The organism is Kitasatospora sp. NPDC054768, from assembly GCF_053612025.1.
Window position 1 is genome coordinate 36889 of the sequence record NZ_JBSHBN010000049.1, and the last position, 18676, is coordinate 55564.

The window sequence follows — 18676 nt, forward strand, 5'->3', positions numbered from 1 at the left end:
GCCGACGGACCCGCGCCCCGGGCCGCCACCCCGGCCCAGCGCCGACGGGCCCACGCCCCGGCCACGCCTGCCGGCCCTACCCCACGCCCCTCCCGAGTCCTGCGAGCGCCCGCCCCGCGGGGCCCCGCCGCGCGCGGTCCCGCCCCGCGAGCACCGGCCCCCGCTGCGCCCCGACCCGCAGCGCCAGCGCCACCAGCGCCTCCGGCGCGCCGGGGCGGCCGCGCACCCCGGGAAAGGCGTTGACGTCCACGATGACCGGCTCGGCGGGCCCGTCGAGCAGGTCGACCCCGTACACGTCGAGCCCGAACACCTCGCCGACGCGCAGCGCGAGCGCGGCCCGCCGGGCGGACGGCTCCCAGTCCTCCGCCCGCCCCGACTTCCCCGTGCCGGTGGCGAGCTCGGACTGCCGCCGGGCCGCGAACACCTGACCGTCGACCACCCACAGCTTCTGGTCCCAACCCGTCCCCGGGACGAACGGCTGCGTGACGACCGGCTCCTCGGGCCAGCGCTCGGCGAGTTCGCGCAACCGGGCCGGGCCGTCCACCCGGGCGACCAGGTCGTGCCGCCTGCTGTGCCGGCTCTTGACCACGAACGGGTAGGCCGGATCGGCGAGGTCGCCCAAGCGTCCGGCCGCGTCCGTGGCCGCGAAGGGCAGCCCGGCGGCGCGGGCGAGGTCGGCCATCCGCACCCGGTCCTGGCACAGCCCGGTGGCCGCCGCCGAGTTGACCACCGGCACGCCCCGCCGCTCCAGCTCCCCGGCCAGCGCCAGCGCCTGAGGCGTGCGGGCCTTGAGCAGGCAGACGTCGGCGAGCCCGGTCACGGGCCCGGCGGGCGGGACGACCGCCACCTCGTGCCCCCGGCGCACCAGCAGTTCGGCCGCCGAGGCCAGCACCGGATGCCCCGGGTCGCCGGTGATCAGTCCGATCTTCACAGCAACTCCCCCTCACCGAAGCCGAGTTGACCGTAGGCGTCGCCGCCCGCGGACACCAGCTCGACCGGCCCGCCGGGCACCGACACGGCCGTCCCGCTGCGCGCGAGCCGCAGCACCGCCCGGGAGACCCGGGCCACCGCGTCCGGCACCTGCCGGAAACTCGGGAAGTCGTTGACGTCCACCACCACCGGCCCGTCCGGCCCCAGCAGCACGTCGACCCCGTACAGGTCCAGCCCGAACACCTCGCCGACCTGCGCCACGATCCGCGCGACGCTCCCCGGCAGCGGCACCTGCCGTTCGCGCACGCCCTGCCCCGGGTGCAGCGGGGAGGAACGTTCCGTCGCGAAGAGCTCGCCGTCGACGCAGTACACCTTGAGGTCGGTCCCGGAGTTGGGCACGTACGGCTGGGCGATCAGCAGCCCCTCCCCCGCCAGCTCCGGCCCGACCTCCAGCAGCTGGTCGGGGCTGCGCACCAGCCGGACGGCACGCCCGGAGCTGCCGTCGGCGGGCTTGACCACGAGCGGGTACTCGGCGGCCGGGATCTCCGCCAGCCGTTCCCAGCGCGCGGCCGCGTACGTCACCGGGACGGGCAGCCCGCGGGTGCGGCCGATGACCGCGGCGAGCGCCTTGTCCCGGACCCCGCGGATCGAGCGCACGTCGTTCACCGTGGTGAGGCCGACGGCGGCGGCCGACTCCAGCAGGGTCAGCCCGGGCCCGCCGGACACGGTCTTGAGCACCCAGGCGTCGTGGCTGCCGGCCCGGACCTCCTCGGAGATCGCCAGCAGCGAGTCCCCGGGGCGCAGCACGTCCACCCGGTGTCCCCACGCCGTGAGTTGGCGTGCCACGTCGAGCGGCATGCCGTCGTGCCGGTAGTGTTCCTCCACCAGAAAGCAGAGCCTCATGGGCCTGTCTTCCCCCTTGCCTCGCCTAGTGCAGACGTCCGCCGTCCCCCTCGGCAGAGCTGTAAAGCCTTCAGCATGCACGCTGTGTTCGCACAAGATCGCTGCGAGCGGGTAAGCGTTCGGCAACAATCGGCCCCCGGGGAGACGCCGAGGGGCATCGGGGAGGCGGCGAGGGCCCCCGGGACGTGCCCCGGAAATCCGGTGGCACCGCGCCACAGCCCCTGCTTGGATGCACGCCGTGACCCCTGTTGATCATGTTCCCGACCGCCCCCTGCTCGACGAGATCGAGCGCTACTACGACGCCGTGCCGCGCAGCGCCGCCCGCACCGAGGACTTCGGACCGCTGACCCTGTTCGTCCGGGACGGGGGCGGCTGGCCGTACTACGCCCGCCCGGCCCTCGGCCACCGCGGCTCGGCCGCCACCGCCGAGGACGTCCGCCGGGTGCTGGAGCGGCAGCGGGAGCTGGGCGTCCCGGAGGCCTTCGAGTGGGTGGCCGAGCAGACCCCGGAGCTTCGCGCGGCGGTCGAGGCGGCGGGCCTGACGGTGCACGAGCACCCGCTGCTGGTACTGGGCCCGCAGGACGAAGCGGCCCCGGCGCCCGAGCTGCCGGAGCCGGTGGAGGTCCGGGTGCTGGCCCCGGACGGGCCGGAACTGGCGGCCGCGCTCGCCGTCCCGCACCTGGCCTTCGGCGATCCGGGCACGGCGGTCGGCCCGACCGGTGCGGCCGAGCTGGCCACGGCCGCGGCGCGGCTGACGGCCGACGGCACGGCGGAGCAGGTCGCCCGGCGGATCGCCGCCGGCACCACCGTGCTGGCCGCGGCCCTGGAGGACGGCACGGCCCTGTGCGCCGGCCAGCACAACCCGGTGGGCCCGGTCACCGAGGTGGCCGGGGTGGGCACGCTCCCGTCCGCGCGCCGCCGCGGACTGGGCCTGGCGGTCACCGCGGCGCTGGTCGCGCACGCCCGGGCGAACGGGGTTCGGACGGTGTTCCTGTCCGCCGCCGACGAGGACGTCGCCCGGATCTACCGCCGGGCCGGCTTCCGCACCTTCGCGACGGCCCTGATCGCGGAACCCTCCGCCCAGCAGGAGCCCGCCCGGCAGCAGCCCACCGCCCAGTAGCAGCCCTGCGGCCCCGCCGCCCGGCGCCCCGGGGCCGGCCGAGGACGGCGCCGATCAGTCGTCGTCCTCGTCCTCCTCGTCCGCCCCGGTGACCTCCTCCCCTTCCGCCTCGTCCACCATCCAGGCCGCCAGCCGCTCGGCGACGCCCGACACCCCGAGCCGCCCCTCGCGGATGGCCCGGGAGAGGCTGCGCACCTCGCGGGCGGTGGTGGCAATGGTGCAGCCGCTGGCGACCAGGTAGGCGTAGGCGACGGCGGTCGCGAAGAGTTCGTTGGTCTTCTCCAGGGCGGGCACCCGGATCAGCTGGTGCATCAGCGCGGCGGCGCGGTCCTGTGGTTCGGGGTAGACCGCGATGTCGAATATCTCGGCCTGGTGGCGGGTGACGGCCGCGAGCAGCGAGCCGTAGTCGGTGACCTGCGGGTCACCGGGGGTGTACTGCTCGGCGGTCATGAGCAGCCACGAGAGGTCGACCTCCAGCTTCAACGGCGCACGTCCTGGAGGTCGCCGGGCTCCCCGAACTCGGCGAGGAAGGCCGACTCGTACTCCTTCATGAACTGCGCGGCCGCGTCCACGAAGGCCCGCCCGGACTCGCCCATGTCCTGTTGGACCAGGCGCTCGATGTACTGGTTCATGGAGATCCCCTGCTGCTCCGCCCGTTCCCGGGCCATCTCGGCGGTCGTGGCGTCGACCCGCACGTTCAGCTGCTTCTTACCCATGCCGTTCAAGCTAGCGCTCAAGTGCTAGCACAACAAGGGCGCGTGCACACCGCCCGCACACCTGCCGCACGCCCCCGCGCAACCTCGCCGTCACCGGGACGTCGAACGGCCGGGCCCGCGGCGGCTGCCACGGACCCGGCCCGCGCCGGAAGGGAGGCGGATCAGAACTGGGTGCTGACGGTCACCCCGCTGAAGTCGGTGTTCGCGTAGAGGCTCACGTAGCGGTAGCCCGCCGTCGGGTTGGTCACCGTGATGCTCTGGGTGGTGCCCGGGTTGGTGGACGAGGCGGTGTACGCGCTCGGCGAGGCCCAGGTGCTCTCGTTGTAGTACAGGGAGGCGGTGCCGGTGCCCCCGGAGGTGGTGATCCTCAGGGTGCTGGTGCCGGCCGGCAGGTAGACGTACAGGTAGTCCAGGTTGCCGGCGGTCGCCGCCAGATCGGCCCGCGAGCAGTTCTTGCCGAGCGCGTCGGCGCGGGGGTCGGTGCAGGCCGGCGGGGTGGTGGGGCCGCCGCCTCCGCCGGTGGTCACGGTGACGGAGGTCGGGGTGCTGGCGGTCCTGCCGGTGTCGTCGGTGACGGTCAGCGCGACGGTGTAGGTGCCGGCGGCCGCGTAGGTGTGGCTCGGGTTCTGCTGGTCGGACGAGCCGCCGTCGCCGAAGGTCCAGTGCCAGGCGGTGATCCGGCCGGGGCCGGTCTGGACGGACTTGTCGGTCAGGGTGACGGTCGGGCCGTTCACGGTCTGGCCGAACAGCGCGGTCGGGCCGGCCGCGTAGCAGGCGCCACCGGCGCAGGCGTCGAGCCAGGCGTCGAAGTCGGCGTCGTAGCCGGTGCCGATGCCGTTGTAGACCGCGTAGCCGCCCTGGTAGTCGCCGGTGCGGAAGTGCGCGAGCACGGAGTCGATGTCGGCCGGGTGCTTCTCGAACATGTACCGGACCGCCAGGTAGCCCCACGGGTAGGTGCGCACGGTGTCCGAATTGCCGTACGTGTTCTGGAAGATCGTGCTCAGCTTGTACGTGTGCCTGGCGGCCTCGGCCATCGCCTGGGTGTCGGTGGTGCCGCGGTAGGCGTAGGACTCGTACTCGGCGACGCCCTCGATCCACCAGATGTCCGGGACGGAGATCTCGGTGGAGAAGTTGCCCTTGAGGTCGTAGATGTTGTCCAGGTAGTGGGTGTACTCGTGGTTGAGGTTCCACACGTTGGCGGTGAAGCCGTCGTTCCAGGACTTCTGGTACATCACGCACACGGCCCGGTTGTTCGGGTCGGTCGGGTCCATGACGGTCTGTCCGCCGTTGTCGGTGGAGTTGTTGAAGATCGCCCAGGAGTAGGTCAGGTAGTCGGCCTGGTTGGCGAAGACCGCGAGGGTCAGCTCCTTGTCGTACTGGCCGGGGATCGGCCCGTTGTCCTTCACCAGCTTGTGGAAGAAGGTGTCCTCGCCGCGCAGGCTGGCGCAGACCGCGGACAGGTCGGCGGGCGGGAGCGCCTCGGTCAGGATGGTGCGGTTGTCGCAGACCAGCTGGTTCGGCAGCACCGCGGCGGTCAGCTTGGCCGGCAGGTCGCAGGTGCCGTAGTACGAGCACTGGCCGGGGTCGAAGCTGTTGGCCTGGTACGCGGTGTGGACGTACAGCGGGCCGGTGGCGCCGGTGATCCGGGCGCCGTCGAGGACGGCCTTGACCTTGCCCTTGACCGCGGCCTCGACCGCCGGGCCGTCGCCGGCCATCCGGCCGAGGTCGTTGCCCGCGTTGACGTCCAGGTAGGCGTTGGCGGTGCCGAGCAGGTCCTTGTGGTTCAGGGCGAAGTCGCCCAGGGTGGCGCCGATGCTCGGGTCCGCGCCGACCGCGCTGACGAAGTCGGGGTTCCAGTTGCCCCGCCACAGCGGAGCGGAGAGCACCGCGTTGACCGCCTTGAGCATCTTCGGGAAGGCGTTGTACGCGTTGTCGTACGACGTCAGCACCTGCTTGTAGACGCCCAGGTAGCTGCCCTGGAGGTTGGCGCTGTCGGTGAGCACCAGGACCTCGTTGAGCACGGTGCCGTTGCCGTCGCTCACGTCGGTGCGGTGCGGCGCGGCGAAGAACGCGTCCAGGGCGGCCTTGGAGGCACCGGTCAGGGCCGCGTCGTACGGGCCGACCGCCCCCGCGTTGTTCGACTGCACGTACCAGCCGGCCCGCTGGAAGAGCACGAGTTGCAGGATGCCGGTCGAGTTGTCGCCGGTGTAGCCGCCCGCCGCGTTCTGGAAGGCGTTGGCGACGGTGAGCATCTTCGCTTCCTTGAAGACGGCGCCCGCGTCCGTGCCGGTGACGTTGAACAACGTGTTGACGCAGTCCGGGGTCGAGGCCTCCAGGAAGGAGACCAGGTCGGCCCCGCTGCGGCTGCCGAAGTCTGCCGGGGTGCAGCTCTGCGCGGTGGCGGCCGCGGCGGCGGCACCGCGGGCGGCGAGGGGCTGCTTGACCGGGGACGTCTTCGGCCCGGCCGGGCGCTGCGTGGTCTGCACGGCGGTGCCGGCCGGCTGGCCCATCACGAGCTGCCCGAGCAGCGCCGGGGGCAGCGGCTTGGCGACGGGGGCGGGTTCCTCGGCCGCACGGGACTGCTCGGCCGGGTCGACCGTGAGGAAGGCGCCGAGCGGCTTCGGCAGGGCGGAGCCCGGGTCGGCCGCCGGGGCGCCGGCCGCGGGCCGGGCGCTCGACCCGGAGGCGGCCGCGGCGGCGGAAGCAGCCGGGGCGGCGAAGGCGGCCGTGGCGGGCAGCAGCGTGGCGGCGGCACAACAGCCGGCGACGAGGCCGGCCAGCAGGGTGGGGAGTGGTATCCGTGGGCGCACTGGTGGGTCCTTCTCCTGTGGGGGGAGGCGCTGGGAGGACTGCCGAGGCGTTGGGGGAACGCGTCATGATCCTGCCAGCGACGGAGGGTCGGAACAATGTCACAGGTCATATGACATAGCCCTGTCCAGCCATAACACCGCCCGCCGCGGCCGCTAAGGCCGCTAAGGCCGGTACGTCCGTGCGGCCCACGCCTGGAAGCTCGGCGCCGCCGCGATCAGGTCCCGATACGCCGCGGCGGCCGCCCCGAGCAGCGTCTCCACCACCTCCCCGCCCACCCCGGCCGGCCTCCAGAGCAGCAGTTGCCGGACCCAGATCGGCGTCCCCGCGAGCGGTTTGACGACCACCTCGGCGAGCGGCCGGGTGGTGGCCTGGACGACGGAGATGCCGAGCCCGGCGGCGATCATCTCCTGGAGCTCCAGCCGGCCGCCGAGGAACTCGTGGACGGTCGCCGGGGCGAACCCCGCCGCGGCGCAGGCCCCGTGGAACACGCCGTGCCAGCCGGCCCCGTCGTCGGGGGCCAGGAACCACTCCTCCTCCGCCAGTTCCGCCAGCGCCACCTCGGTGCGGTGCCGCAGCCGGTGGCCGGCCGGCAGCGCGACGAAGACGGGCTCGGTGACGATGCCGCGGTGCGCGACGGACGGCGCGTGGCGCAGTTCCCGGCCCGGGTAGTCCACGGCCACCGCGGCGTCGGCCTCGTCCCGCTCCAGCAGCTCGACGATGCCGGAGGAGCGGTGGACCGACGTCAGGGTGAGGCGCTGTCCGGGCCGTTGGTGCCGCGCCCTGGTGACCAGTCCGGGCAGCAGCGGCGAGTTGGTCGCCGCCAGCCGCAGCTCGCGCGGGACGGGCCCGGCCGGGGCCTCCGGGCGGCGGCCCAGGCCGTCGGCGCGGGTGAGCAGCTCCCGGGCCGCGGCCACCACCTCCGCCCCGAAGCCGGTCGGCGCGACGCCGACGGTGGTGCGTTCGAACAGCGGGGCGCCCAGGTGGCGCTCGATCCGGCGCAGCTGGGTGCTGGTCGCCGGCTGCGAGGCGCCAAGCAGGACGGCGGCCCGGCCGACGCTCCCGGTGTCGGCGATCGCGCACAGCACGCGAAGGTGCCGCAGCTCCAGCTCCATGACGCTCCCCCTCGCGCACCCGGCCGGCCCCGGCCGACGGCGTGGGGCGGCTGCCGTCACGGGCGGTGCGACGGCGCACCGGCAGGCCGGTACAACGGCACACATCACATGTCAGCGGCTCACCTTCGCCCCGGGGAATGACCTCGTCAAGCCCTCTCCCGGGGCCCGACGGCCTTGCGCGCACCATCTTTTACCAGCGCATTGCCGGCACCTGACCTTCCGCCCGGTCCGGGCCGCCCGCGCCCGCTCCGCCCCACCCCGCCCCGCCGGGAGGGGCGGGACTTGAAGACCGACCCGCCGTCCGGGAGGCTGAAGGCCCCCCTGCGTTCCCCCGAGCGGGCGCCGACCGGTGCGGAGGCCTACCGATGACAGCCATGTTCGACCAGGAGCTGCGCGAGCAGCTCGCCCAGGCCCGCCGGGACCTCGCGGCGGCCCGGGCCGAGGAGGACGCCGACGGCGTCCAGGCGTACGAGGGCCGGGTCGCCTCGCTCCTGCGGCTCGCCGCCCAGCACGGCATCGACCTGCCGCACAGCGTCGACGAGGAGGAGCACAACGAGTAGCCGGCCCCGGACGCGGCAGGAGGCGGCCACCCCGAACGGGTGACCGCCTCCTGCCGTGACTCCCGACGCCCGGGATCAGCCCGGGATCAGCCCGGAATCAGCCCGGAATCACTGCCCGACCGGCTCCAGGATCGCCACGCACTCGAAGTGGTGGGTCATCGGGAACAGGTCGAAGGCCCGCAGCGACACCGGACGGTAGCCGCCCTCGCGGAAGAACTTCAGGTCCCGCGCGAGCGCCGCCGGGTCGCAGGCCACGTACGCGATCCGGCGCGCCTCCAGGCCGACCAGGTGGGCGACGGTCTCGCGGCCGGCGCCCGAGCGCGGCGGGTCCAGCACGACCAGGTCGGTGGCGGTGATACCGGTGCGCGGCAGCAGCGTCTCGACCCGGTCGCACTCGATCTGCACGTTGTCCAGCGCGGCCAGGTTGTGCCGGGCGTCGACCACGGCCTGCTTGGCGGACTCGATGCCGAGCACCGCACCGTCCTCGCCGACCCGGTCGGCCAGCGCGCCCGCGAACAGGCCGACGCCGCAGTACAGGTCGAGCGCGTTCTCGCCCCACTGCGGGTCCAGCCCGTCCAGCACGGCGTCGACCAGGGTGTCCGGCGCCTCCGGGTGGATCTGCCAGAAGCCGCCGTTGCTGATCCGCCAGGTCCGCCCGGCGGCCCGCTCGCGCACGAAGCCGCGCCCGTGCACCTTGTGCACGTCGCCCTGCTCGTCCACCCGGGCGATCGACACCGGCTTGTCCAGCTCGACCAGCGGCAGCTGGGCGCCCGGCCGCGGGGTGAGCACCACCTGGCGGTCCGAGGAGCCGGTCGCGGCGATCACCTCGACGCTCGCCACCCCCGGCCAGTCGCGGGCCTCGATGCCCAGCTCGGTGACGCCCTCGGCGGCGATCAGGCAGCGGTCCACCGGCTGCACCTCGTGCGAGCGGTGCTTGCGCAGGCCGACCTTCCCGGTCCCGGCGTCGACCGCGTACTGCACCCGGGTGCGCCAGGCCGGCACCTGCCCGGCCGGAAGCTTGCCGCCGACCGGCTCGACGCTGCCGTCCCAGCCCGCCTCGGCCGGGGTGAGCCCGGCGAGCTTGGCCAGCTGCTCGGTCAGCACCGCCGCCTTGAGCTTGCGCTGCCCGCCCGGGGTGACGTGCTGCCAGTCGCAGCCGCCGCACTTGCCCGGACCGGCGAACGGGCAGGGCGCCTCGATCCGGTCCTTGGACGGCTCCAGCACCTCCACCGCGTCGGCCCGCAGGAACCGCGAGGTGGTGGTCCCGTCGGTCACCAGTGCGACGACCTTCTCACCGGGCAGCGCGTGCCGCACGAACAGCACCCGGCCCTCGTGCCGGGCCACGCAGTGCCCGCCGCCGTGCGCGACCGGGCCGACCTCGACCTCGTAGCGCTGCCCGGCCAGCGGCTCCCCGGACGGCGTCTCGGGCCGCGACGGCCGCGCGGCACCGGCGCGCAGCGCCTTGGGCGGCCGCACCGCCTGCTTGCGCGGCGCCTTCCGGCCGGCCCCGGCAGCGCCCTTCGGCGCGTCCTGGGCGGCACCCTTGCCGGCGCCCTTCGGCGCGCTCTTGCCGGAGGCCTTGCCGGCGGACGCCTTGCCCGCGGACGTCTTGCCCGCGGCGCCCTTGCCGGCGGCCGGCCCGGCGGGCTCCCGGTCCTCCCGCTCGCCCGGGACGATCGGCGCGGTGCGCGCGGTGAGGCCGTCGCGGTCGGTGGCCTCCGGACGGGCCGGCCGGCCCCAGCGCGGCCGGGAGACCTGCCCGGGCTGGGAGCCGCCCCGGCGGGCGCCCTTGCCGGAGGAGCCCGAGGAACGGGGCGGAGTGTTGCGGGTCACTGGGAGGAGTCCTTGCTGCGGTCGGAGGTGTCCCCGGCGTTCGAACCGGTGGAGACGGAATCCTTCGACTTTACGGCCTTCGGCGCGCGTGGCTCGCCACGCCGGACGGCACCCGGCGCCGACCAGGCCTTCTGCGGCTTGCGCCGCTCCGAGGACTCCAGCTGCCACGGTACCGAAGTGACCATCACACCGGGCTTGAACAGCAGCCGCCCCTTGAGCCGCAGCGCGCTCTGGTTGTGCAGCAGGTGCTCGTACCAGTGGCCGACCACGTACTCCGGGATGTAGACCGAGACCACGTCCCGCGGGCTGCTGCGCCGCAGGTTCTTCACGTAGTCCAGGACCGGCCCGGTGATCTCGCGGTACGGCGAGTCCAGCACCTTGAGCGGCACCTCGATGCCGCGCTCGTCCCACTCCCGCCGCAGCGCCGCGGTGTCCGCCGGGTCGACGTTGACCGTGACGGCCTCCAGCGTGTGGGCCCGGGCCAGCCTGGCGTACGCCAGGGCGCGCAGCGCCGGCTTGTGCAGCTTGGAGACCAGCACGATGGCGTGCACCCGGGTGGGCAGCACCACGTCGTCCGGCTCCTCGGCGGCGATGAGCTCGTCGGAGACCCGGTCGTAGTGCCGCCGGATGCCCTTCATCATCACGAACAGCACGGCCATCGCGGCGATCGCGATCCAGGCGTGGCTGATCTTGGTGACCAGGACGACGATCAGCACGGCCATGGTCATCACCAGGCCGAAGGCGTTGATCGCCCGGCTGCGCTGCATGTGGCGGCGCTTGGCCGGGTCGGTCTCGGTGCGCAGCAGCCGGGTCCAGTGCCGGATCATGCCGGACTGGCTCATGTTGAAGGCGACGAAGACGCCGACGATGTAGAGCTGGATCAGCCGGGTCGGGTCGGCGTCGAAGGCGAGGATCAGCAGGATCGCGGCGATCGCCAGCAGGATGATGCCGTTGGAGAAGGCCAGCCGGTCGCCGCGGGTGTGCAGCTGGCGCGGCAGGTAGCGGTCCTGGGCGAGGATCGAGCCGAGCACCGGGAAGCCGTTGAAGGCGGTGTTGGCGGCGAGCACCAGGATCAGCCCGGTGACGGCCGCGACGAAGTAGAAGCCGGGCGTGAAGTTGTTGAACACGGCCTCGCTGATCTGCGCCAGCGCGGTCTTCTGGTGGTAGTCCGGCGAGGTGCCGACGAGCTGTTCGGCCGGGTTCTCGGCCATCTGGACACCGGTCAGCCGGGCCAGCCAGATGATGCCCATGAACATCACGACGGCGATGCTCGCCATCATCAGCAGCGTGGTGGCCGCGTTCTTGCTCTTGGGCTTGCGGAAGGCCGGCACGCCGTTGGAGATCGCCTCGACACCGGTGAGCGCGGCACAGCCCGAGGAGAACGCCTTCAGCAGCAGGAACACCATCGCGAAGCCGGCCAGCGAGTCGTTGCCGGGAGTGGCGGCGAGGTGGAACCCGGCGCTCTCGGCGGGCATGTCCTGGCCGAGCACGAAGTGCCGGAACACCCCGTAGCCGACCATCCCGATCACGCCGACCATGAAGGCGTAGGTGGGAACGGCGAAGGCGCTCCCGGACTCGCGCACGCCTCGCAGGTTCATGCCCATCAGCAGCACGACCACGATCACCGACAGGACCGGTTCGTGGCCGCGCAGCGCGGGCACCGCGGAGACGACGTTGGCGACGCCCGAGGTGGTCGACACGGCCACGGTGAGCACGTAGTCGACCATCAGGGCGCTGGCGACCACCAGACCGGCGGCCGGACCGTGGTTGACGGTCGCGACCTCGTAGTCACCGCCACCACTGGGGTAGGCGTGCACGTTCTGCCGGTACGAGGCGACCACGGCGAGCATCACGATCGCCACGACGACGCCGATCTGCCAGGAGAAATGGATCGCCGAGGCGCCCGCGATGGAGAGGGTGAGCAGGATCTCCTCGGGGGCGTACGCGACCGAGGAGAGCGCGTCCGAGGCGAACACGGGCAGCGCGAGCCGCTTGGGCAGAAGCGTCTCGCCCAGCTTGTCGCTGCGTAGGGCGCGCCCGATCAGGATGCGTTTCGGAAGGTCAGTCGGCATAGGCACGTTAAGGAATCGTAGGGGCTCCCCGGTCAAGGCTCCGCCGTTTGTCCCCCCCTTCGTCGCGACTGCGTTCGGTGGACCGGCTAGCGTGTCGGATACGAGTCGGCGGGCAACACTCTGGTTGTCGAGCGTTGCCGGGTCGGCGCCCCCACGAGGAACCTCGTCCCGGACGACCGGGCGGGAAACGGAGCTGAACGGTGTTTGCGCAGGTCAAGGCCCCTTCGGGACGGGTGAGGTAAGCGCCGGTGCACATCGTGATCATGGGCTGCGGCCGCGTGGGCTCCGCCCTCGCCAGAGCCCTGGAGAAACAGGGCCACTCGGTGGCCGTGGTCGACCAGGACCCGACCGCGTTCCGCCGGCTGGGCGCCGGGTTCAACGGCCGCCGGGTCACCGGCGTCGGCTTCGACCAGGACACCCTGCGCGAGGCGGGCATCGAGGAGGCCGGCGCCTTCGCCGCGGTCTCCAGCGGCGACAACTCCAACATCATCGCCGCACGGGTGGCCCGGGAGAACTTCGGCGTCGAGAACGTCGCCGCCCGGATCTACGACCCCCGCCGCGCCGAGGTGTACCAGCGCCTGGGCATCCCCACCGTCGCGACGGTCCGCTGGACCGCCGACCAGATGCTGCGCCGACTGCTGCCGAGCGGCGCCGAGCCTCTGTGGCAGGACCCGAGCGGTGGCGTGCAGCTCGCCGAGGTCGCGTACGACCCGCGCTGGATCGGCCACCGGATCAGCAGGCTGGAGGAGGCCTCCGGCACCCGGGTGGCGTTCGTCACCCGGCTCGGCGAGGGAATGCTCCCCTCGCCGCAGATGGTGGTGCAGGAGGGCGACCTGGTGCACGTGATGCTGCGCCGGGCCGACCTGACGGCCGTCGAGGCCGCGTTCGCGCAGGGACCGAAGGAGGAGGGTCACTGATGCGGGTCGCCATTGCCGGGGCCGGTGCCGTGGGCCGCTCGATCGCGGGCGAGCTGCTGGAGAACGGCCACGAGGTCCTGCTGATAGACAAGAACCCCAACTCCATCTCGGTGGAGCGGGTTCCGATGGCGGAGTGGCTGCTGGCCGACGCCTGCGAGATCACCTCGCTGGACGAGGCCGCGCTCCAGCGCTGCCACGTGGTGATCGCCGCGACCGGTGACGACAAGGTCAACCTGGTCGTCTCGCTGCTCGCCAAGACCGAGTACGCGGTGCCGCGGGTGGTCGCCCGCGTGAACAACCCCAAGAACGAGTGGCTCTTCAACGAGTCCTGGGGCGTGGACGTCGCCGTCTCCACCCCGCGGCTGATGTCCGCGCTGGTCGAGGAGGCGGTCAGCGTCGGCGACCTGGTCCGCCTGATGCGCTTCAGCCAGGGCAACGCCAACCTGGTCGAACTGACCCTGGCCTCCGACACCGAGCTCGTCGGCATCCGGGTCGGCGACGTGGCCTGGCCGCAGGACACCGCGCTGGTGACCATCATCCGCGAGGGCCGGGTGCTGGTGCCGGGCAAGGACGACACCCTGGAGGGCGGCGACGAGCTGCTCTTCGTCGCCGCGCAGGAGCGCGAGGAGGAGCTGGAGCAGCTCCTCTCGGCGACCTCGGGCGCCCAGTAGCCCCGCGGGCACAGCGGAAGGGCCCGCACCCCTCGTCGGGGTGCGGGCCCTTCGCCGTCGTTCGGACCGGCCTCCCGGCCGACCGGGAGGCGGCTACTTCGCCGGCTCCTCCTCGTCCAGCTGCGCCTTGATCGGCGGCGGCGCCTTCAACAGGATCTGCCAGGTCACGTACATCGCCAGCAGCATCGGCGGGATGCCGAGGGCGACCTTCAGCCAGCCCAGCAGGTTGACGTTGTGGGTGAAGTACAGCGGGAAGAGGATCACCGGCTTCAGGCCCATGATCAGCACCCAGGCCCAGGTCGCCTTGGTGTAGGCGGCCAGGCGGCCCGGGTTCTCCTTGCGCCAGGTGAACATCTCGCCGGTGATCGGGCCGAGCATCACCCCGATCATCGGCCAGCGCGCCAGCGCGGAGGCCGCCAGGGCGATGCAGTAGCCGACGTTCCAGAGCAGGCCGGGCAGGTAGAAGTCCTCGGCCTTGCCGCTCTTCATCGAGATCCAGGCGCCGAGGGCGACACCGAACACCCCGCTGAAGGCGTGCTGGATGGTCTGCCGCTTCGCCAGCCGGGCCACCACGAACAGGGCGCTCAGGCCCAGCGCGGCCCAGGCCGAGGTGCTGACCTGGTGGGTCAGGTTGTAGGTGACGATGAAGACCAGGCCTGGCAGCGTCATGTCGATCATGCCGCGCACGCCGCCGAAGGCCTGGAGCACGGTGTCGGCGGCCTCCTTGGAGGCGGCCCTGCGGGCGGCCTCCGCGTCCGCGGGGTCGACGGCCAGGTCGAGCTGGGCGGCGGCCTCGCCGCCGGGCTGGTTGCTCACGCTCATTCGCTCCCGTGTCCGACCGGACGCAGCTCATAGCGGGGGTTGAACAGCACGCGGCGCCCGCGTGCGTGACCGATGCGGCCGCTGGCGACCAGCCGGCGGCCGGGCTCTATCCCTGCGATCGAACGGCGGCCGAGCCAGACCACGTCCAGCGCCTCGGTACCGTCGAAGAGTTCGGCCTCCAGGGCGGGCACACCCGCCCGGGGGCGCAGCGTCACCGTGCGCAGCGTGCCCGCGACGGTGACCAGATCACGGTCCCCGCAGCCGGCGATCGGCGTGCAGCCGGACTCCGCGGCGATCTCCTGACGCAGCTCCTCGGCGTCCAGCTCCTCGGCCGAGGAGGTCAGCCGGCTGAGCATGCGGCGGAACCGCCCCTGCGGCTGGCCGCTGCTGTTGTCACCACTCATGTCGGAAGGGTACCGGGTTCCGGCCCCCCGGCGGCAGGTCGCTCGACCGCCGGGGGCGGCCGGGGTCAGCTCTCGAACCGGTATCCCATGCCCGGCTCGGTGATGAAGTGGCGCGGGTGCGAGGGGTCGCGCTCCAGCTTGCGGCGCAGCTGGGCGAGGTAGACCCGCAGGTAGTTGGTCTCGGTGCGGTACGCCGGGCCCCACACCTCCTGCAGCAGCTGGGTCTGGCTGACCAGCCGCCCGGCGTTGCGGACCAGTACCTCCAGCAGGTGCCACTCGGTCGGGGTGAGGCGGACGTCGGCGCCGTCCCGGTTGACCTTCTTGGCCGCGAGGTCGACGGTGAAGGACTCGGTGACGACCAGCGAGTCGGCCTCCCCGGCCACCGGCTCGGCCCGCCGCACGGCGGCCCGCATCCGGGCGAGCAGCTCGTCCATGCCGAACGGCTTGGTGACGTAGTCGTCGGCGCCGGCGTCCAGGGCCTCGACCTTCTCGTCCGAGGCGTGCCGGGCCGACAGCACGATGATCGGCACCCGGGTCCAGCCGCGCAGGCCGCGGATCACCTCGACCCCGTCCATGTCGGGCAGGCCCAGGTCGAGGACGACCACGTCCGGATGGCGGGCCGCGGCCAGCTCCAGGGCGCTCGCGCCGTCATGGGCCGCGTCCACCTCGTACTTGCGGGCCTTGAGGTTGATCACCAGCGCGCGGACGATCTGCGGTTCGTCGTCCACGACGAGGACCCGGGTCATGTGCGGGCTCCGCCTTTCGGGGCTGTCTGACTTACGGACTGGGGACTGGCTCTACGACTTTCGCTGCGGCGCGCGGCCCCGGGAGGGGCGCCCGGCCCGGCCGGTGCGCCGCCGGTTCTCAGGTGATCAGCTCCGGGAGCGGACCGCCACCCTCGCCGCCCGGCTCCCCCGTTTCGGGCGGCCGGTCGACCACGGGCAGGCTGACGACCATGGTGAGGCCGCCGCCCGGGGTGTCCTCGGCGGTGACGGTACCGTCCATCGCCTCGACGAAACCGCGCGCCACCGCGAGTCCGAGGCCCACCCCGGCACCGCGCGGCGCGTCCCCGTACCGCTGGAACGGCGCGAAGATCTTCTCCTTCGCCTCTTCCGGCACCCCCGGGCCGCGGTCCACGATCCGCAGCTCGACCCGGGCCGGCCGCCCCGGCCGCCGCAGCTCGTCGGCCTTGACCAGCACCTTGACGCCGTCCGGGCTGTACTTGACGGCGTTCTCCACCAGGTTGGCCAGCGAGCGCTCCAGCAACCCGCCGTCGGCCCGGACCATCGGCAGCGTCTCCGGCACCTCCAGCCGGACGGACTCCAGCGGCACCCCGCCGAGCGCGAACGGCACCACCTCGTCCAGGTCGGTCTCCTGGATCAGCGGGGTGACGGTACCGGTCTGCAGGCGGCTCATGTCGAGCAGGTTGTTGATCAGGTGGTCCAGCCGGTCCGCCCCTGCCTCGATGCCGGCCAGCAGCTCGGCCTCGTCCTCCGGGTCCCAGTCGACGTCGGCCGAACGCAGCGAGCTCACCGAGGCCTTGATGCCCGCCAGCGGGGTGCGCAGGTCGTGCGAGACCGCCGCCAGCAGAGCCGTCCGGATCCGGTTGCCCTCGGCCTCCCGGCGGGCATCGGCGGCCTCCCGGGCCAGCCGGCGGCGCTCCAGCACCACGGCGGCCTGCGCGGCGAACGCCCCGAGCAGGCGCCGGTCCGCCCCGGGCAGCACCCGGCCGCGCAGCACCAGCGCCAGGCTGTCGCCGACCGGGACGTCCACGTCGGCCTCCTCCGGCCGCCCCGGCGGGCGCGGGCCGGCGGAGGCCACCGGCACCCAGGGCGCGAGCGGATCGGGCCGCTCCAGCAGCGCGGCGCTCTCCTGTCCGAAGGTCTCCCGCACCTGTTCCATCAGCGCGGTGAGCACCCCGTCGCCATTGGGCGCGCCGCGCAGCACCGTGCCGGCCAGCGCGCTGAGCGTCTGCGCCTCGGTCTGGCTACGGGCCGCCTGCTGGGTGCGCCGGGCCGCGAGGTCCACCACCGACGCCACCGAGATGCCGACGATGGTGAATATCGCCACCGCCATGATGTTCTGCGGCTCGTTGATGGTGAAGGTGTGCAGCGGCGGGGTGAAGTAGTAGTTCAGCACCGAGGAGGCGACCAGCGCCGAGCCGATGGCCGGCAGCAGCCCGCCGACCAGCGCCGCGCACACCGTCAGCGACAGGAAAAGCAACATGTCGGTGGAGAGCCCCAGCCCGCCGATCGCGGTCAGCACGATCGCCAGCACCGGGGGGCCGACCAGCCCGATCAGCCAGCCGGCGACCGTCCGGGTACGGCCCAGGTCGGTGATCCGGCGGACCGGTATCTTGCCGCGCCGCCCGTGCCCGGCGTGCTCGTGGGTGACCATGTGCACGTCGATGTCCCCGGCCTCCCGGGTCACCGTGGTGCCGACGCCCGGCCCGTACAGGTACTGCCAGGCGGGCCGCCGACTGGTGCCCAGCACGATCTGGGTGGCGTTCACGCCCCGGGCGAAGTCCAGCAGTCCGCCGGCCGGGTCGTCGCCGAGGACCGCGTGGAAGGAACCGCCGAGGCTCTCCACCAGCACGCGCTGCTCGATCAGCGTCTGCGGCGAGCCGGAGCCCACCAGCCCGTCCGAGCGGGAGATGTGCACGGCGAGCAGCTCACCGCCGGAGACCCGGGCGGCGATCCGGGCCGCCCGGCGGATCAGCGTCGCCCCCTCGGGCCCGCCGGTCAGGCCCACCACGATCCGCTCCCGGGCCTGCCAGGTGCCCTCGATGCCCTGCTCGGCCCGGTACTTCTGGAGGTACTCGTCCACCCGGTCCGCGGTCCACAGCAGCGCCAGCTCGCGCAGCGCGGTCAGGTTGCCCGGACGGAAGTAGTTCGCGAGGGCGGCGTCGATCTTCTCCGGCGCGTACACGTTGCCGTGCGCCAGTCGCCGCCGCAGCGCCTGCGGGGACATGTCCACCAGCTCGATCTGATCCGCCCGCCGGACCACCTCGTCCGGCACGGCCTCGCGCTGGCGCACCCCGGTGATGCCCTCGACCGCGTCGCCGAGCGACTCCAGGTGCTGGACGTTGACGGTGGAGATCACGTCGATCCCGGCCGCCAGCAGTTCCTCGACGTCCTGCCAGCGCTTCTCGTTGCGGCAGCCGGGGACGTTGGTGTGGGCCAGCTCGTCCACCAGGGCCACCTGCGGGCGGCGGGCGAGGACGGCGTCCAGGTCCATCTCGGAGAAGCGGGCGCCGCGGTGCACCACCTGCTGGCGCAGCACCACCTCCAGCCCGGCGACCATGTCCGCGGTCCGTCGGCGGCCGTGGTCCTCCACGAACGCGACCACGACGTCCGTGCCACGCTCCTGGCGCCGGTGCGCCTCGGCGAGCATGGCGTACGTCTTGCCGACCCCGGGGGCTGCCCCGAGGTAGATGCGCAGCCTGCCTCGTCCCATGAGCACCATTCTTGATCCGACCCGGCCCGGAGGACACCCCCGGACACCTGTTCCCCTTGCCTTCGAGACTACGGTGTGCGACGCGATTTTCCGCTGATCAGTGCGCTGATCAGGCGGTTTTAGCGGCATATTGACGGTGGACCAGCCACTCGGCGGGGGTCGTCCGGGAGGGTTCGGAGGCACCGGAGCCGGCCTGTCGGGCCCGTCCGGCCCAGAAATGCGAAAAGCCCCTGATCCGAATGGATCAGGGGCTTTTCTGAAGAATTGTTCGGCGGCGTCCTACTCTCCCACAGGGTCCCCCCTGCAGTACCATCGGCGCTGTAAGGCTTAGCTTCCGGGTTCGGAATGT

16 protein-coding genes and 1 rRNA gene are annotated in these 18676 nt (G+C 73.1%); 4 read left to right on the forward strand and 13 right to left on the reverse strand.

What is annotated here, in order from left to right; all coding sequences use genetic code 11:
* Nucleotides 1-76: 76 nt before the first annotated feature.
* Together ACWGKU_RS17430 and ACWGKU_RS17435 are read right to left on the reverse strand one after the other, a co-directional pair.
* Complete coding sequence (locus ACWGKU_RS17430) at nt 77-931, reverse strand: ATP-grasp domain-containing protein (protein ID WP_452191473.1); 855 nt, start codon at nt 929-931, stop codon at nt 77-79.
* A complete protein-coding gene (locus tag ACWGKU_RS17435; protein ID WP_452180494.1) occupies nt 928-1833 on the reverse strand; it encodes an ATP-grasp domain-containing protein in 906 nt (301 codons plus the stop codon). The genes ACWGKU_RS17430 and ACWGKU_RS17435 overlap by 4 nt, the downstream gene beginning before the upstream one ends.
* A 238-nt stretch (nt 1834-2071) precedes the next feature.
* On the opposite strand from ACWGKU_RS17435, the gene ACWGKU_RS17440 reads away from it, so the two are divergent.
* Complete coding sequence (locus ACWGKU_RS17440) at nt 2072-2953, forward strand: GNAT family N-acetyltransferase (RefSeq protein WP_452180495.1); 882 nt, start codon at nt 2072-2074, stop codon at nt 2951-2953.
* A 54-nt stretch (nt 2954-3007) separates the two neighbouring features.
* Here ACWGKU_RS17440 and ACWGKU_RS17445 read toward each other — a convergent pair whose 3' ends face one another.
* The 4 genes from ACWGKU_RS17445 to ACWGKU_RS17460 form a co-directional block, all read right to left on the reverse strand.
* Entirely contained in the window at nt 3008-3436 is a 429-nt protein-coding gene (locus ACWGKU_RS17445) for a fic family toxin-antitoxin system, toxin component (RefSeq protein WP_359909922.1), read from the reverse strand.
* Nucleotides 3433-3669 (reverse strand): toxin-antitoxin system HicB family antitoxin, encoded by a 237-nt coding sequence (locus tag ACWGKU_RS17450; RefSeq protein ID WP_049659744.1) that lies wholly within the window; start codon nt 3667-3669, stop codon nt 3433-3435. Before ACWGKU_RS17450 ends, ACWGKU_RS17445 begins: the two co-directional genes overlap by 4 nt.
* A 161-nt stretch (nt 3670-3830) precedes the next feature.
* Entirely contained in the window at nt 3831-6479 is a 2649-nt protein-coding gene (locus tag ACWGKU_RS17455; RefSeq protein ID WP_452180496.1) for a collagenase, read from the reverse strand.
* Between the two features lie 162 nt (nt 6480-6641).
* Nucleotides 6642-7592 carry a LysR family transcriptional regulator gene (locus tag ACWGKU_RS17460; RefSeq protein WP_452180497.1) on the reverse strand — a complete coding sequence of 317 codons (951 nt, stop codon included), beginning with the start codon at nt 7590-7592 and terminating at the stop codon, nt 6642-6644.
* A gap of 365 nt (nt 7593-7957) precedes the next feature.
* Here ACWGKU_RS17460 and ACWGKU_RS17465 point away from each other — a divergent pair, with 365 nt between their 5' ends.
* Entirely contained in the window at nt 7958-8152 is a 195-nt protein-coding gene (locus ACWGKU_RS17465) for a hypothetical protein (RefSeq protein WP_452180498.1), read from the forward strand.
* A 108-nt stretch (nt 8153-8260) separates the two neighbouring features.
* Here ACWGKU_RS17465 and ACWGKU_RS17470 read toward each other — a convergent pair whose 3' ends face one another.
* Complete coding sequence (locus ACWGKU_RS17470; RefSeq protein WP_387695368.1) at nt 8261-9610, reverse strand: class I SAM-dependent RNA methyltransferase; 1350 nt, start codon at nt 9608-9610, stop codon at nt 8261-8263.
* A gap of 371 nt (nt 9611-9981) precedes the next feature.
* Nucleotides 9982-12057 carry an APC family permease gene (locus ACWGKU_RS17475; protein ID WP_380546579.1) on the reverse strand — a complete coding sequence of 692 codons (2076 nt, stop codon included), beginning with the start codon at nt 12055-12057 and terminating at the stop codon, nt 9982-9984.
* 248 nt (nt 12058-12305) lie between these two features.
* Between ACWGKU_RS17475 and ACWGKU_RS17480 the strand changes: the two genes are divergently transcribed.
* Together ACWGKU_RS17480 and ACWGKU_RS17485 are read left to right on the forward strand one after the other, a co-directional pair.
* The gene (locus ACWGKU_RS17480; protein WP_359909907.1) at nt 12306-12974 is read left to right on the forward strand and encodes a potassium channel family protein; all 669 of its coding nucleotides are present in this window, start codon (nt 12306-12308) and stop codon (nt 12972-12974) included.
* Complete coding sequence (locus ACWGKU_RS17485; RefSeq protein ID WP_359909904.1) at nt 12974-13645, forward strand: potassium channel family protein; 672 nt, start codon at nt 12974-12976, stop codon at nt 13643-13645. The genes ACWGKU_RS17480 and ACWGKU_RS17485 overlap by 1 nt, the downstream gene beginning before the upstream one ends.
* A gap of 93 nt (nt 13646-13738) precedes the next feature.
* On the opposite strand, the gene ACWGKU_RS17490 is transcribed toward ACWGKU_RS17485, so the two are convergent.
* From ACWGKU_RS17490 to rrf, 5 genes are all read right to left on the reverse strand, one after another.
* Nucleotides 13739-14461 carry a DUF3159 domain-containing protein gene (locus tag ACWGKU_RS17490; RefSeq protein ID WP_359909901.1) on the reverse strand — a complete coding sequence of 241 codons (723 nt, stop codon included), beginning with the start codon at nt 14459-14461 and terminating at the stop codon, nt 13739-13741.
* A gap of 2 nt (nt 14462-14463) precedes the next feature.
* On the reverse strand, nt 14464-14871 hold the full coding sequence (locus tag ACWGKU_RS17495; RefSeq protein ID WP_359909898.1) for an OB-fold nucleic acid binding domain-containing protein: 408 nt from the start codon (nt 14869-14871) through the stop codon (nt 14464-14466).
* A 65-nt stretch (nt 14872-14936) separates the two neighbouring features.
* A complete protein-coding gene (locus ACWGKU_RS17500; RefSeq protein ID WP_049657530.1) occupies nt 14937-15617 on the reverse strand; it encodes a response regulator in 681 nt (226 codons plus the stop codon).
* A 118-nt stretch (nt 15618-15735) separates the two neighbouring features.
* Nucleotides 15736-18327 (reverse strand): ATP-binding protein, encoded by a 2592-nt coding sequence (locus ACWGKU_RS17505; RefSeq protein WP_452180499.1) that lies wholly within the window; start codon nt 18325-18327, stop codon nt 15736-15738.
* Nucleotides 18328-18593: 266 nt separating this feature from the next.
* Nucleotides 18594-18676 (reverse strand): 5S ribosomal RNA (rrf, locus tag ACWGKU_RS17510); the annotation flags it as partial.